This is a genomic window from Bradyrhizobium sp. SOJA106, assembly GCF_059448745.1.
In genome coordinates this window covers 5,599,242-5,612,927 of the sequence record NZ_CM182549.1, presented here as the reverse complement: position 1 = coordinate 5,612,927, position 13,686 = coordinate 5,599,242, and the positions used below count along the sequence as shown (strand labels likewise).

Sequence of the window (13,686 nt, the reverse complement as noted above, 5' to 3'; positions counted from 1 at the left end):
TTCCAATCCCCTCGAGGTCGCCTGAACGCAAATGCGGCAGATTTGCTGCTATATCTGCGTCAACCCGCAAGCCGCTGCCAGCCGCACGAGCTGCGCATCCGTGCGCGCACCGGTCTTGGTCTTGATCAGATAGTGATAATTCTGCACCGTCTTGACGCTGAGATTGAGATGCGCCGCGATCTGCTCGGTGGTGGCACCCCCGGCAAACTGCCGCAGGATCTCGATCTCGCGCTCGCCTAACTGGTCCAGCGCTGAGCCCGATGACAGGCTGTCCTCGGCGAGGATATGCGCGATGTCGTCGCTCATGGCGCGCTCGCCGCGGGCGACGCTGCGGATCACAGTGACAACCGCAGATGGCTCGTTGCTCTTGGTGACGAAGCCGCTCGCGCCGGCGGCAAAGGCGGCTTTCACCAGCACGGCCTCGTTGTGCATGGTGAAGACGAGGATGCGCGCGCGCGGACTGCGGGCGCGGATGTTGCGGATCGCCTCCAACCCGCTCGCGCCCGGCATCGAGATATCGAGCACGACGACGTCAGGGTCGTGCGCCTTGAAGGCGCTGTAGGCATCCGCGGCATTGTCGGCCTCCGCCACGACATGCAGGTCACCCTGGCTCTCCAGCACGCGCCGGTAGCCTTGCCGCACGATCGGATGATCATCGACCAGCAGCACGGAGATGCCTGTTGCCGCGACCTCGCTCATGACGGCCTCATGCGGCGAGCGGGATGGTGGCGGCGACGCTGAGGCCGCCGCGCGCAGGCAGGATCGACAGCGATCCGCCGGCGGCCGTGACGCGCTCGCGGATGCCGGTGAGGCCGAAGCCGGCGGACCGCGTGACGCGTTCCGCATCGCCGCCGCCGTCGTCCTCGACGCGGATCAGCAGTGCATCCTCATCACCGGCACGGCGCTCGATCCGCAAGCTGATCTCGCGCGCGGAGCTGTGGCGGAGCGCGTTGGTCAGGCATTCCTGCGCGACGCGATAGGCGGTGGTGGCGGCCGGGCCGCTGATGTCGGTGAGATCGCCTTTGACGTCGAGCTGGATGGTCGGCCGCGCCGCGCTCTGCGAACGCCAGCTGTCGACGAGATTGACGAGGCTTGCTTCCAGCCCAAGCTCCTCGGGCAGAGGATTGCGCAGCCTCTTTAAGGCATCACGCAATGATGCCATCAGATGATGGGTGGCCTGCGAGATCATGCGGGCGTCCTGCGCGATCCCGCTGTCCTTGCCCTGGTTCGCGCTCGCCGTCTCGATGGTGTTGGCGAAGGCGAGGATCGCGGACAGATTTTGCCCGAACTCGTCATGCAGCTCGCGGGCAAGCGCCCGGCGCTCGTCGTCGCGGATCTCGATCAGGCGCCGCGTCAGCGCCGCGCGCTGCTCGGTGGCTTCCTCCAGCCGGCCGCCGAGCTCGCCGACGGCGCTGCCGATCATCGCCAGCTCCATGGAACGGAAGCGCGGCAGCTTGGTGCGATATTGGCCCCGTGCCATGCGCTGGAGCGCGGTAACGATCGCACGCGCCGGCGCCAGCGCATGCGCGATCGCAAGCGAGGCGAGGATCGCGATCGCGGCCGCCATCAAAAGCGCGACGTCGATCACGTTGAGGATGTACTCCCAGGCGAGCGAAATCGCGGCCGCCGCATCCGGCGTTGCGACGACGGTGCCGGCCGACGCCGCTCGGGGGCTGACCGGCCGCACCACCTCGGCATGGCTGCCCAGGAAGGTCGGCACGATCGATGCGAACCAGCGCGGCGGCGTTTTGCCTAGCCCCTCGCTCTGGCCGCAGAGCGGCTTTTCGAACGCGATGGCCGGCTGGAACTCGACGCACACGCCAGGCGAGATCAGCTTCATCGTCTCCAGCGTGCGCCATTCCGGAACCGGCAGAAGCTGTTCGCGCGTTCTGCTGCTGCGCAACAAGAACTCGTGCCAGTATAGTGCCTGAAGCGCCTGCGCGACCCGCTGGGCGGACGCCGCGGTCGCCCGGTCGACGCTGCGATAGGCGTCGAACGTGGCCCATACGGTCGCAGCGCCAAGGCACAGCACCACAATGAGAAGCAGACGGGCGACAAGCTGAAGCACGAGGCGCATGCGATCATCCCCGACGTTTGGTAAGGTCAGCCTAACAATGCCGCCGCGCCTTGCCAATTGCAGGGTTTGGACCGGATCGTAGCTCGGGCAAATTTCCCAATCCGGATTGGGCATGGCTCTTTGGACCGGGCGCGGCGACTTTGATCTAATCGCGATGGAATCGTTGCAGGCCAATCGTTGCAAGGTGAGGAGCGGTGCAGCATGAGTTCGATGACGATTGGACCGATCGCGGGGTCTGCTGCCGACCCGTCCGAGCGTAGCGCGCTGCTGTTCTGGATGATCTTCACCGGGCTCTCGGTCTTCGCCGTCGTGCTGCTGTGGCGGTTCGGCCTGATCCATCTGATGCTGACCTCGGACCGTACCTACATTTCCAGCGTCATCGCGGTGCTCTATGTCCTGACCTGCGGCCATTGCTTCCTGCGCACACGGGCGATCGCGCGGGAGGGCGCGGCGGCGCGGCGCTGCCGGGCTGCGCTCGCGGCGCCCGACGGCAGCAAGGTGCTCGATGCGCGCGCGGCGGCGCTGCCGCGCGGGCTCGTGCGCGATCACATCGAAAGCCTCGTGACCAAGGCCGCAGCGCAGGACTACCGTCCGGTGGACCAGACGCTGTTGCTGCGGACGCTCGCCGATCGCCTTCGCGGCTCCAACGGTTTCGGCGCCTTCGTCTCGGACACGCTGATGAAGCTCGGCCTGCTCGGCACCATCATCGGCTTTATCATCATGCTGGCGCCGATCGCGGGACTGGATGCCGCCGACAAGGTCGCGATGCGCTCCTCGATGGGCTTGATGAGCGACGGCATGGCAGTCGCGATGTACACGACGCTTGCCGGCCTCGTCGGCTCGATCCTGGTCCGCATCCAGTACTACATGCTGGATGCCGCGACCCAGCGGGTGTTCTCGGATGCGGTGATGCTGACCGAGACCTATGTGACGCCGGTCCTCGAGCGACAAGGCGCTGGAATCAAAGGCGCCGGAACTCCGTCATGATGGATGATTTCGGTCTCTATCCGCGGGAGGAGCCGTTTGATCCCCTGGGCGTGATGCTGTTCAAGGCGCTCCAGGTGATCGCGTTCCTGTTCTTCCTGGCGCTGCTCGCGGTCTCGCCCGATGCCAAGGACGGCAAAATCGATTCCAAGGCCGAGTTCATGATCACGCTGGACTGGCCGGACAATCACCCCGACGATCTCGACCTGTTCGTGCAGGATCCCGCCGGCAACATTGCCTGGTATCGCCACCGCGAGGCCGGCTTCCTCACGCTCGATCGCGACGACCGCGGCGGCGCCAACGACTTCATCATGGTCGCCGGCAAGAAGATCGCCTCGCCGATCCGCGAAGAGATCGTCACCGTGCGCGGCATCCTCGCCGGCGAATACACCGTCAACGTCTCGCATTTCGTTGCGACGACCGGCGAGCCCGTGACGGCCAATGTGAAGGTGCAGAAGCTCAATCCGACCGCGCAGGTGATCTTCGACAACAAGTTCACGCTCGACCACACCGGCGACGAGAAGACCGCGGTGCGGTTCCGGCTCGATGCCGAAGGCAAGGTGATCAACGTCGACCAGCGGCCGAAATCGCTGCTGGAGACGTTTCGCAGCAGCTGGCGCAACGGCGCCGATGTCGATCCGAAGACCCGGGTGAGGGTACGCCGTGAGTGATTTGCAGACGGTCATCCTGACACTGTCGATCGCCTACGCCGTCATCGGGGCGCTGCTGCTGGTCGTGCTGGTCTATGCCCGGCTGCACTGGTCGTTCAAGGCGGTCGCGGTGGTCGTGACCAGCGCCTTCTATGTCGTCAGCTTCACCGAGATGCGCGGGCTGCTCGGCTGGCCCAGCACGGACCGGCTGCCGACTACTTTCAAGCTGCTGAAGTCGCGCATCGTCGAGCCGCATTCGCTCGAAGGCGATCCCGGCTCGATCTATCTGTGGGTCGAGCAGCTCGATGAGGACAATCGCCCGAGCGGCATCCCGCGCGCCTTCCGCGTGCCCTACAATGACCGGCTTGCCGACAAGACCCACGCGGCGGAGAACGAGATCGCCGCCGGGCATCCGCAAGGCGGCCGCGCCGCCGATTTCGGCGGCGGCGATGGCAGCCTGATCGACATGGTCCGGGAATATGTGACGCCCAAGACGATCATGGAGACCAGCGGCGGCGATTCCTCGACCGGCGAGTTCGTCGCCCCGCCCGCCGGCGCGCAAGGCGCCGTCTTCACCCCGATTCCGCCGCCCCGGATGCCGCCCAAGGACGAGCAATAGGCCCTTCACCATCGCATCAGGGCCGCGCTGGAAAACCGCACCCAGCTGGCGCATCTTGTTGACGTCCCTCAAATTGGCTTTATCGGCTCCCAATAAGGTTTGAGGGTGGAGGGTGCGTGCTTCTCGCGGTCTTCTCGGATATCCACGGCAACCGGCAGGCGTTCGAGGCCTGCCTGAAGGCGGCGCGCGCAAAGGGCGCAGAGCGGTTCGTCCTGCTCGGCGATTTCGTCGGTTATGGCGCCGATCCGGAATGGGTCGTGGAGACCGCGATGGCGCTGGTTGCCCAGGGCGCAGTCGCCGTGCGCGGCAACCACGACCAGGCGGTGAATTCCTCGACTGAGGCCATGAATGCCGAGGCGCAGATCGCGATCGAATGGACCCGCGGTCGGCTCGACGCCGCGCAGCGGCGGTTCCTGGCTGACCTGCCGATGCTGGTGGAGGACAGCGACCGCCTTTACGTCCACTCGGAAGCCTCCAGCCCGCAGCGCTGGCACTATGTCCGCTCGACGGCCGATGCCGCAAAGAGCCTGATCTCGACGCCCGCCCATGTGACCTTCTGCGGCCACATCCACCGTCCGGCGCTCTATTCGATGTCGGTCACGGCGAAGATGACGAGCCTCGTACCCAGGACCGACGTCTCCGTGCCGCTGCTGCGCGGCCGGCAATGGCTCGCCGTGCTCGGCTCGGTCGGCCAGCCCCGCGACGGCGATCCGTCCGCGGCCTTCGTGCTGTTCGACACGGCCTCCTACGAGATCACCTATTGCCGCGCGCCTTACGATATCGAGGCGGCCGCGAGCCGGATCCGCGACAACGGCCTGCCGCACTGGCTGGCCGACCGGCTGTCGCAGGGGCGTTAGCGGCCGATGCCCAAACCCCTGGTCAAGACAGGCGCCGTCATCGACGGCTACACCATCGGCGAATGCGTCCATGCCGGCGGCATGGCGACGCTGTGGACGGTCACCCATCCCGGCATCGACGTGCCGCTGCTGATGAAGATCCCGCGGGTGTCGGAGGGCGAGGATCCCGCCGCGATCGTCTCTTTCGAGATGGAGATGATGATCCTGCCGCGGCTTGCAGGGCCCCACGTGCCGTCGTGTTTCGGCACCGGCGACTTCGCGCATCAAGCCTATGTCGTGATCGAGCGCATCGCCGGCACCACGCTCTACAAGCGGCTCCCCGATCTGCCGCTGCCTTACGACGAGGCGCGGCAGCTCGTCGCCAAGGTCGCGACCGGGCTTGCCGACCTGCACCGGCAGAACGTGATCCATCACGATATCAAGCCGAGCAGCATCATGTTCCGCGAGAGCGGAGAGGCGGTGCTGATCGACTACGGCCTGTCGCATCATGACCATCTGCCCGATCTGTTGCAGGAGGAGTTCCGCCTGCCTTACGGCACCGCGCCCTACATGGCGCCGGAGCGGCTCTTGGGCGTGCGCGACGATCCGCGCAGCGATCTGTTCTCGCTCGGCGTGCTGCTCTATTTCTTCACCACGGGCGAGCGCCCGTTCGGCGAGGGCGAGACGCTGCGCGCGATGCGGCGGCGGCTGTGGCGCGATCCGCATCCGCCGCGGGCATTGCGCGCCGACTATCCGCCCTGGCTCCAGGAGATCGTGCTGCGGTGTCTGGAGATCGAGCCGGTGTGGCGCTATCCGACCGCGTCCCAGCTTGCGTTCGATCTTGCCCATCCGGACCAGGTCAAGCTCACCGCGCGCTCGGAGCGGCTGAAGCGCGATCCGCTGAGCGTCGCCTGGCGGCGCCGCTTCAATCAGGGCGTAATGCGGCCGCGCGCCAAATCTGACGTCGCGGAACAGATCGCATCGAGTCCGATCCTCGCGGTGGCGCTCGATACCGCCGAAGGCGCGCCGGAGCTGAACGAGGCGCTGCGCATTACCACAGAGCGCATTCTGGCGACGTTACCTTCGGCGCGACTTGCCTGCGTCAATGTCCTCAAGCTCAACCGCATCGCCATTGACAAGACGCTCGACGAGCAGGGCTCCAACAAGCACATCGACCGCCTGGTGGCGCTCCGGCATTGGGCGACGCCGCTCAAGCTCGACGAGAGCCGGCTGTCGGTTCACGTGCTGGAGGCGGTCGATCCCGCCACGGCGCTGCTGGAATTTGCCGAGGTCAACCAGGTCGACCACGTCATCATCGGCGCGCGGCAAAATTCGTTCAAGCGTACCTGGCTCGGCAGCGTCTCGGCCAAAGTGGCCGCGGAGGCGACCTGCACGGTCACGGTGGTGCGGCCGCCGCGGATGGCCGCGGCCAAACCAGACGCCGGCGTGGTGTGGGGCTGAGGCGCGATGAGAGTTGGATGAACATCAGCGCGCTTTAGGTTGTTGTTTGAGCATGCATGATCTTTTCGGAAAAGCGCGGCGCACGTTTCCGGACCATGCTCTAAAAGCGCGATGAGAGTTGGATGAACATCATCGCGCTTTAGCTTGTTGTTTGCGCATGATCTTTTCGGAAGACCGCTGCGCACTTTTCCGGATCATGCTTTGGGAAAGATCACACCGCGTGAGCGGTGTGGACGGCGCGCTTGCGGCGGACCGGCCAGGAGAAGTGCGGGCCGGTTTCGCAATGATCTGCGCCGCCGCCAAAGTACTGGATGATCTCGCGGCAGGGCTCGCAATTGTAAAGGCTACGCGACGCGGATGCCTTGGTCATTTCCTTCAGGCAGTTCGGGCAGTGCGGGTTCATGGGGTCGTTCCGGAAGAAGGAAGTCTCAGTGGTGACGTTGGTCGAGATACGGATTGTCGAGCCCGGCATCGTCGTCCAGCGTGCCATCGGTGCATTCGAGGCGACCGAAGAAATGGTCGAGGCCCGGATGCGGCCGACGCGGGATCCGGCACCTGCGCTTTGGCTGGCGTTTCACGAGCGCGATCTGCACGGCGCTCAGCTCCGGCGACGATGATGGTGGATGATGCGGGCGGAAGCCGCAGCCCTCACCGGTCGCGTCACGTAGATGCAGCGAGCCGCAATCGCAGCATTGAACCCGAGCCACAACGCCACGCCAGTCCAAACCAGGGTCGTCGTCATGATGTGCTCCCGTCAAAAGCAGACAGGACTCAGTTGGGGTGATTTGCGCGAATCAGTGAAGTCCGGATGAGTACGGATCGAAGTTGCAATTTTAGGCATTGCGCGCTGCAACACCCATAGGAGCCGCGGGATTTTTCGTCGCCGCGGCGCCTCCTGATCAGCTCAGATCGCTTCGCCGCGGGCGCCGAGCGCAGCGTTACGGATCGCGGCGATGTTGGTCCTGTAGGCGTCCTGCGTGCCGCCCTTGAACACGGAGGTGCCGGCGACGAAGGCGTTGGCGCCGGCTGCTGCCAGCGCGCCCGCAACGTCGGAGCCTACACCGCCGTCGACCTCGATGTCGATCGGGCGGCCCGCCGTCATCGCGCGGATGTCGCGGATCTTGCCGATCGCGGATGGGATGAAAGCCTGACCGCCAAAGCCGGGATTGACCGACATCACCAGCACGAGGTCGACGAGGTCGATGACGTATTCGAGCACGCCGATCGGGGTGGCCGGATTGAGCGAGACGCCGGCCTTCTTGCCGAGTGCGCGGATCGCCTGAAGTGAACGGTGCAGATGGGGGCCGGCCTCAGCATGCACGGTGATGTGGTCGCAGCCGGCTTTCGCAAAGGCCTCGAGATAGGGATCGCAGGGCGAGATCATCAGATGCGCATCGAAGATCTTCTTGGTGTGCGGGCGCATCGCCTTGATGACATCGGGACCGTAGGAGATGTTGGGAACGAAGTGCCCGTCCATCACGTCGAGATGGATCCAGTCGGCGCCGGCAGCGTCCACCGCGCGCACCTCTTCGCCCAGCCTGGAGAAATCCGAAGCCAAGATCGAGGGCGCGATGGCCAGAGGGCGGGGGGCGAAGGCTTGGGTCATGACGCGGTTTCCCGTGGCGGCCGTAGGAAGATCAGGCTCCGCCTAACATGGGCATCTACGCCGGGCAATGCAGGGGAGGCGTGCTTCCTGTGGGCGGAAATTTCTGCCGCGACCGGCATGAATTGCCGGTGTTCCCGCACCCCGCCAGGTGCGGCGCGGGCGGATTTCATTAGCTTTTTACGCTGGCACGACGCTTGCTGACTTCACCGCCAGAACATTGGCCGCGGCATGCCGCATCGGTTGGAGTTGTGCAATGTTGTTCGCCCTTGGTGCCGTATCGAGCGCGCTCGATGCGATCCAGTCGCTGACAAACTCGAAATCATCCACCTCGACGCAGAAGACCGGATCCTTGCAAAGCGCGGCGACCAATCCGTTTGCGATCGACAGCGGCAGCGGCAGCGGCACGAGCAGCGGCGCGACCTCGTCGGTCAACTCAGGCAATTGCGCACAGATTTCGCCGGAGACGATGAGCGCGCTGATCGCGGCGCAGAGCCAGTCGTCGGACGCGACCGGCAGCTCGGCTTCGTCGGGCTCTGCCTCCTCGACGTCGACGAGCCGGGAAGCGGCGCTGAAGGACCTGTTCTCGCAGATCGATGCGGACGGCGATGGCAACATCACCCAGTCCGAATTCGAGAACGCGCTCGGAGCCGGCGGTACCAATCTGGCGCAGGCCGATGACGTCTTCTCCAAGATGGACACGAATTCCGACGGCAGCGTCAGCATGGACGAGATGTCGAAGGCGCTGAAGAGCGGCCATCACGGCCATCATGCGCGTGGCGCGAGCGGCGCGGGCGAGGCATCCGGCGGCTCGGACTCCTCGTCCTCGTCGAGCGGCGGATCGACCTCGACCACGACGACCAATGCCGACGGCTCGGCCACCACCACCGTCACCTATGCCGATGGCTTCAAGATGTCGACGACGGTGCCGGGCGCCTCCCGTTCGTCCAGTGCGAATGGCGGCGGCAACTCGCCCTATGACTGGTTCGGACAGATGATGCAGCGCCAGGCGCAGCCGGCGGCGGGGTCCGCGGCTTCGTCGATGTCGATGAGCGTGTGAGCTTCGTCCTAGTCGGAGTATTTGCGCGTGATCTCGCGACAGGCATAGCGGTCACGGATCTGCTGGTTGAAGAACGTTCCCTTCGAGCGCACGCCCCTGAATGCGGCGACGGCCTCGGGCGGAACATCTTCGTAGGCATAGACGCGACCGCTGACGAAAGTCACCTTCAGCTCACGTGTGTCGGGTGCATAGCGAAAGAAGCTGATCACGGAAGACGGCATGATGGTGCACCTTGGCCCATCAGGGAAACGCCAGATCCGCCATTTCGTTTCTAGCCGAACCGATCCTTCCACGCCGGCTGCGCGCCCGGGAACGGCAGGGCATTCGCGCTGTAGACGCCGCGGGCGATCGCGCGCGCGACCACGTTGGCGGCGACCATGCCGAGCTCGGTGAGGCCGACGAGCGGCTCGACCGGCTTCTCGCCGGTCGCGGCGGCGAACAGCACGTCGCCGTCGTTCGGCGCATGCACCGGATAGATCGCGCGGGCAAAACCCGTGTGCGCGATCATGGCAAGGCGTTTGGCCTGGGGCTTGGTCAGCGTGGCGTCGGTGACGACGACGCCGATCGTGGTGTTCTCGCGCTCGGCCGCGGCGGGGCCGCCCTTGATGCGCATCCGGAGCATGTCTTCCGTGAACTTGTTTGGCAGGCCGCGTCCGCCGAACTCGCCGCCCATCTCGAATGGCGCCGCCCAGAACCACGGGCCGTCGCCGATGGTGACGCTGCCGACCGCATTGACGGCGATGATGGCCGCCACCCTGGCGCCGCTGCTCGTGATGGCGGACGCCGAGCCGAGCCCGCCCTTGAACGTCGCCGTCGTGGCGCCAAAACCGGCGCCAACGCTGCCGAGCGCAAAATCGGATGCCGCCGAGGCCGCCGCGGCGTAGCCGAGGTCGCGATAGGGCGCAAAGCGCCCCCAGGCCTTGTCGCCGCCATTGAGCAGGTCGAACAGGATTGCGCCCGGCACAATCGGGATCAGCGCCTCGCGGACGCGGAAACCGCGGCCCTGCTCGGCGAGCCAGGCCTGGATGCCACCGCCGGTCTCGAGTCCGAAGGCCGAGCCGCCGGACAGCGCGATCGCATCGACGCGCTCGACCGTGTTGGCGAGATCGAGCAGGGCATCCTCGCGGGTGCCGGGGCCGCCGCCGCGCACGTCGATCGCGGCAACAGCCGGCTGGTCGAACACGACCGCCGTCACGCCCGAGGCGATTTTCGCATCTTCGGCGTGGCCGACGCGGACGCCGGCGATGTCGGTCAGCAGGTTGTTCACGGCGACGGTTCCTCACGTTCGATTTTTGCGATGCGAAGGGCGGCATTATCCGCCGGCGGAAGGGCCCGTCAATCGCGGTTGCGCCGCGAGCTTTCGTCGTGTTGAAATGATTGACGCCGCGCAAGGCATCCGCGCCGGTCAACTCGCCAGCGCCGTCCTGAGCATCTTGGCGAGCTCGGACTTGCGGTAGGGCTTGGCCAGCAGCAGCACGCCGGAATCGAGCCGGCCGTGATGCACGATGGCGTTCTCGGTATAGCCCGAGGTGAACAGCGTCTTCAGGTCAGGGCGCCGCCGTGCCGCCTCGTCGGCGAGCTGCCGGCCGTTCATGTTGCCGGGCATGATGACGTCGGTGAACAGCAGGTCGATGTTCTCGTCGGCGTCGATGATGGCGAGAGCTTCGGCCGCATTGGCAGCCTCGAGTGCGGTATAGCCGAGGCTCTTGACCTGGGTCACGACGTACTGCCGCACCAACGCGTCGTCCTCCACGATCAGGATCTTCTCGTCGCCGCCGGCGATTGGCACGTTCTGGAGCGCCTCGTACTCGGTCTCTTGCACGCCGCTCGACCGCCGCAGGTAGATCTTCACGCTGGTGCCGTGTCCTTCCTCGCTGTAGATCTTGATGTGGCCGCCGGACTGCTTGACGAAGCCGAACACCATGCTGAGCCCGAGGCCCGTGCCCTTGCCGACATCCTTGGTGGTGAAGAACGGATCGAACACGCGGTCGATCAGTTCAGCCGGAATTCCGCTGCCGGTGTCGCTGACCGCGATCATCACGTAATTGCCGGCGGCGACGTCGGGGTTCATGCTGGCATAGCCGTCGTCGAGGAAGACGTTGCGGGTCTCCAGCACGAGGGTGCCGCCGTCGGGCATGGCGTCGCGCGCGTTCAGCGCGAGATTGAGGATCGCCGTGGAGAGCTGGCCCGGGTCGACGAGCGTCGGCCAGGCATCCTCGGTCAGCTGCGGCATGATTGTGATCTGCTCGCCCAGCGTTGGATGCAGCAGCTTGGCGGCTTCGAGCACCAGCGCATTGACATCGATCTCGCGCGGCTGGAGCGGCTGCTTGCGGGCGAAGGCGAGCAGATGCTTGGTCAGTTGCGCGCCGCGCTCGGCGGCATCGTCGATCAGCTTGGTGATGGCGGCGAGCTCGGGCCGGTCGGCGACGGCATCGGCCAGGATGCCGATCGTGCCGGTGATGACCGTCAGCACGTTGTTGAAGTCGTGGGCGACGCCGCCGGTCAATTGGCCAATGGAGTCCATCTTCTGGACCTGCCTGAGCTGGGCCTCGGCGGCCTGCTTCTCGGTGAGGTCGCGGCCGATGAAGAAATGGCGCTTCACCGGCTCGGACCAGGTGCCCATCCAGTTCAGCGTCACCTCGTGCCCGTCGCGGTGATAGTAGCGCGCCTCGAAGCTGCGCTTGACTGCGCCACGCCTGGCCGCGCGCATCTCGTTCCTGGTCTTCTCGAGGTCATCGGGGTGGATGAACTCGACGGCGCTGTGCCCGACCATGTCCTCCGGGCTGAAGCCCAGGATGTTCTTCACGCTGGGGCTGACCTGGATGAAATTGCCGAAACCGTCGGTGACCAGGATGAGGTCCTGGGAGGTCTCGAAGATGCGCTGACGCTCCTCGATCTCGCGGTTGAGCGCGGTCTCGGTCCGCTTCCGCTCGGTGATGTCGCGGGCCACCTTGGAGGCGCCGATGATCTTGCCATCGCTCGATCGCAGCGGGACCTGGCTCAGCACCACGTCGATCGGCTGGCCGCTCTTGTGCAGCCGCACCGTCTCCTGCTGGTCGATGACCTCGCCGTTGCGCGTGCGGGCCAGGTTCTCGGCGACTTCGTCGCGCTGATCCTCCGGCATGATGATGTCGATGGAACGGCCGATCGCCTCATCGGCGGAGTAGCCGAAGACGCGCTCGGCCGCACTGTTCCAGGTCGTAATGGTGCCGTCGAGCGACTTGGTGATGATGGCGTCGTTGGAGGATTCGACGACGGCGGTGAACAGCCGTTCGCGCTCGACGTGATAGTTGCGCTCCTCATCCGATCGGCGCTTCAAGGCGTCGACCATGCCCGCGGTCTGCGCCTGCAGACGGACATTCTCGATCAGCAGCACGGCGAGGACAAAGGTTGCGGCGCAGAGGCCGTAGAGGCGGCCGGCGTAGAAGCCGAGATCGAAGCGGGCGTCGTTCACGATGGCCGAGAGCGCGATGTCGAACAGCCAGGCGCACATGACCACCATGAGCCAGACGTCGATCACCGAATGCGGCCTGCGGAACCAGAGCGAGACGAGAGCGGCAAAGCTCAAGGACCACACGAAGGACACGACGCCGATCATGGCCGGCGTGTAGCGGCCGTCGCGCAGCAGGACCGGCAGCAGATCGTGATGAGCAGTCACGATCCAGGCGAACAAGCCCATCACGGCGATGACGCCGAGGACGCTCGCATAGATGGCGGCGCTCATCGTGCTCTGGACCTTGGGACCGCCGTCCTTCTCCTTCAGCCAGGCATAGCCCAGCACGAACAGCGGGAAGCCGCCGTGCCAAATCATGTAGAGCCAGACCGTGGTTTGGCTACCGGCGCCGAAGAGCCCGGTCGGGGCGAACAGGCCCGGGAAGGTGAGGGCATGGAGCAGCGCGGCTGCGGCGGTAAACAGGTAGCCGGTCGCAAGCCATTGGAGTGCGCGGGTCCGCAAGACCGCGAACTGCGACAGCAACAGCACGGCCGTGACGATGTCGCTGACGGCGAGGGCGGATTGATAACTTGCCACGAAGGCTGGGACCGGCAACAGCGGGATACCCGCGAAAGGCACGGCCAGCGCGAACAGGACCGAGGACACGCCGACGATCCACAATGCTGCGCTGCGGTCAGTCGAGGTCGCCGGCAGGGTCGAAAGGAATGTGCTTCGGTCTATCGTTGCGGGCACGTCCACCTCTCGCCGACCGGTCTTCGCCATCTTCGCCGACTTCATCCGGAGTCCCGCAGCCTTGCTCCATGGTAGCGTGTTCTGGGCTCGATTCCCGAGCCGTTGTGACCGCGACTCAACCGAAGGTTAGAACTTACTTAACTGGGATGGGAACACGGAATGGGCGGCGGGTAAGATGCGCTTTACTGGACGGTGTCATAATGCCCGTCC

Annotated in this window: 14 protein-coding genes; 7 read left to right on the top strand and 7 right to left on the bottom strand. The window is 65.6% G+C overall.

The annotated features are described in order from the left end of the window. Window positions 1-48 precede the first annotated feature (48 nt). Entirely contained in the window at window positions 49-699 is a 651-nt protein-coding gene (locus AC5V87_RS26460) for a response regulator (protein WP_495368167.1), read from the bottom strand. Window positions 700-706: 7 nt separating this feature from the next. Continuing rightward, window positions 707-2,077, bottom strand: a complete 1,371-nt coding sequence (locus AC5V87_RS26455) for a sensor histidine kinase (RefSeq protein WP_495368166.1) — start codon at window positions 2,075-2,077, stop codon at window positions 707-709. 201 nt (window positions 2,078-2,278) lie between these two features. On the opposite strand from AC5V87_RS26455, the gene AC5V87_RS26450 reads away from it, so the two are divergent. The 5 genes from AC5V87_RS26450 (at window position 2,279) to AC5V87_RS26430 (ending at window position 6,627) form a co-directional block, all read left to right on the top strand. After that, a complete protein-coding gene (locus AC5V87_RS26450; RefSeq protein WP_456837661.1) occupies window positions 2,279-3,064 on the top strand; it encodes a MotA/TolQ/ExbB proton channel family protein in 786 nt (261 codons plus the stop codon). Then, a complete protein-coding gene (locus AC5V87_RS26445) occupies window positions 3,061-3,732 on the top strand; it encodes a DUF2135 domain-containing protein (RefSeq protein ID WP_456837662.1) in 672 nt (223 codons plus the stop codon). Before AC5V87_RS26450 ends, AC5V87_RS26445 begins: the two co-directional genes overlap by 4 nt. Then, the gene (locus tag AC5V87_RS26440) at window positions 3,725-4,330 is read left to right on the top strand and encodes a hypothetical protein (RefSeq protein ID WP_456837663.1); all 606 of its coding nucleotides are present in this window, start codon (window positions 3,725-3,727) and stop codon (window positions 4,328-4,330) included. Before AC5V87_RS26445 ends, AC5V87_RS26440 begins: the two co-directional genes overlap by 8 nt. A 116-nt stretch (window positions 4,331-4,446) precedes the next feature. Beyond that, window positions 4,447-5,187, top strand: coding sequence for a metallophosphoesterase family protein (locus AC5V87_RS26435; RefSeq protein WP_456837664.1), 741 nt, complete (start codon window positions 4,447-4,449; stop codon window positions 5,185-5,187). 6 nt (window positions 5,188-5,193) lie between these two features. Further along, entirely contained in the window at window positions 5,194-6,627 is a 1,434-nt protein-coding gene (locus AC5V87_RS26430; protein ID WP_495368164.1) for a protein kinase domain-containing protein, read from the top strand. 211 nt (window positions 6,628-6,838) lie between these two features. Here AC5V87_RS26430 and AC5V87_RS26425 read toward each other — a convergent pair whose 3' ends face one another. Further along, window positions 6,839-7,030: a hypothetical protein gene (locus tag AC5V87_RS26425; RefSeq protein WP_456837666.1), complete on the bottom strand. Its 192-nt coding sequence runs from the start codon at window positions 7,028-7,030 to the stop codon at window positions 6,839-6,841. A 28-nt stretch (window positions 7,031-7,058) separates the two neighbouring features. On the opposite strand from AC5V87_RS26425, the gene AC5V87_RS26420 reads away from it, so the two are divergent. Further along, window positions 7,059-7,244, top strand: coding sequence for a hypothetical protein (locus AC5V87_RS26420; protein ID WP_456837667.1), 186 nt, complete (start codon window positions 7,059-7,061; stop codon window positions 7,242-7,244). Between the two features lie 287 nt (window positions 7,245-7,531). Here the strand turns inward: AC5V87_RS26420 and rpe are convergent, their stop codons facing one another. Beyond that, entirely contained in the window at window positions 7,532-8,233 is a 702-nt protein-coding gene (gene rpe / locus AC5V87_RS26415; protein ID WP_456837668.1) for a ribulose-phosphate 3-epimerase, read from the bottom strand. A gap of 253 nt (window positions 8,234-8,486) precedes the next feature. Here rpe and AC5V87_RS26410 point away from each other — a divergent pair, with 253 nt between their 5' ends. Further along, the gene (locus AC5V87_RS26410; protein WP_495368163.1) at window positions 8,487-9,290 is read left to right on the top strand and encodes an EF-hand domain-containing protein; all 804 of its coding nucleotides are present in this window, start codon (window positions 8,487-8,489) and stop codon (window positions 9,288-9,290) included. A gap of 8 nt (window positions 9,291-9,298) precedes the next feature. On the opposite strand, the gene AC5V87_RS26405 is transcribed toward AC5V87_RS26410, so the two are convergent. The 3 genes from AC5V87_RS26405 to AC5V87_RS26395 all read right to left on the bottom strand — a co-directional run bounded on the left by AC5V87_RS26405 (window position 9,299) and on the right by AC5V87_RS26395 (window position 13,521). Next, window positions 9,299-9,511 carry a KTSC domain-containing protein gene (locus AC5V87_RS26405; RefSeq protein ID WP_456837670.1) on the bottom strand — a complete coding sequence of 71 codons (213 nt, stop codon included), beginning with the start codon at window positions 9,509-9,511 and terminating at the stop codon, window positions 9,299-9,301. Between the two features lie 50 nt (window positions 9,512-9,561). Then, window positions 9,562-10,557: a P1 family peptidase gene (locus AC5V87_RS26400; RefSeq protein WP_495368162.1), complete on the bottom strand. Its 996-nt coding sequence runs from the start codon at window positions 10,555-10,557 to the stop codon at window positions 9,562-9,564. Window positions 10,558-10,695: 138 nt separating this feature from the next. Then, window positions 10,696-13,521: a PAS domain S-box protein gene (locus tag AC5V87_RS26395; RefSeq protein WP_456837672.1), complete on the bottom strand. Its 2,826-nt coding sequence runs from the start codon at window positions 13,519-13,521 to the stop codon at window positions 10,696-10,698. Window positions 13,522-13,686: the final 165 nt, after the last annotated feature.

Excerpts from the sequence above, each read along its gene's own strand:
- AC5V87_RS26405 (WP_456837670.1), bottom strand. The coding sequence starts at position 9,511 with ATGCCGTCTTCCGTGATCAGCTTCTTTCGCTATGCACCCGACACACGT.
- AC5V87_RS26445 (WP_456837662.1), top strand. The coding sequence starts at position 3,061 with ATGATGGATGATTTCGGTCTCTATCCGCGGGAGGAGCCGTTTGATCCC.
- AC5V87_RS26425 (WP_456837666.1), bottom strand. The coding sequence starts at position 7,030 with ATGAACCCGCACTGCCCGAACTGCCTGAAGGAAATGACCAAGGCATCC.
- rpe (WP_456837668.1), bottom strand. The coding sequence starts at position 8,233 with ATGACCCAAGCCTTCGCCCCCCGCCCTCTGGCCATCGCGCCCTCGATC.
- AC5V87_RS26410 (WP_495368163.1), top strand. The coding sequence starts at position 8,487 with ATGTTGTTCGCCCTTGGTGCCGTATCGAGCGCGCTCGATGCGATCCAG.
- AC5V87_RS26395 (WP_456837672.1), bottom strand. The coding sequence starts at position 13,521 with ATGAAGTCGGCGAAGATGGCGAAGACCGGTCGGCGAGAGGTGGACGTG.
- AC5V87_RS26430 (WP_495368164.1), top strand. The coding sequence starts at position 5,194 with ATGCCCAAACCCCTGGTCAAGACAGGCGCCGTCATCGACGGCTACACC.
- AC5V87_RS26455 (WP_495368166.1), bottom strand. The coding sequence starts at position 2,077 with ATGCGCCTCGTGCTTCAGCTTGTCGCCCGTCTGCTTCTCATTGTGGTG.
- AC5V87_RS26450 (WP_456837661.1), top strand. The coding sequence starts at position 2,279 with ATGAGTTCGATGACGATTGGACCGATCGCGGGGTCTGCTGCCGACCCG.
- AC5V87_RS26460 (WP_495368167.1), bottom strand. The coding sequence starts at position 699 with ATGAGCGAGGTCGCGGCAACAGGCATCTCCGTGCTGCTGGTCGATGAT.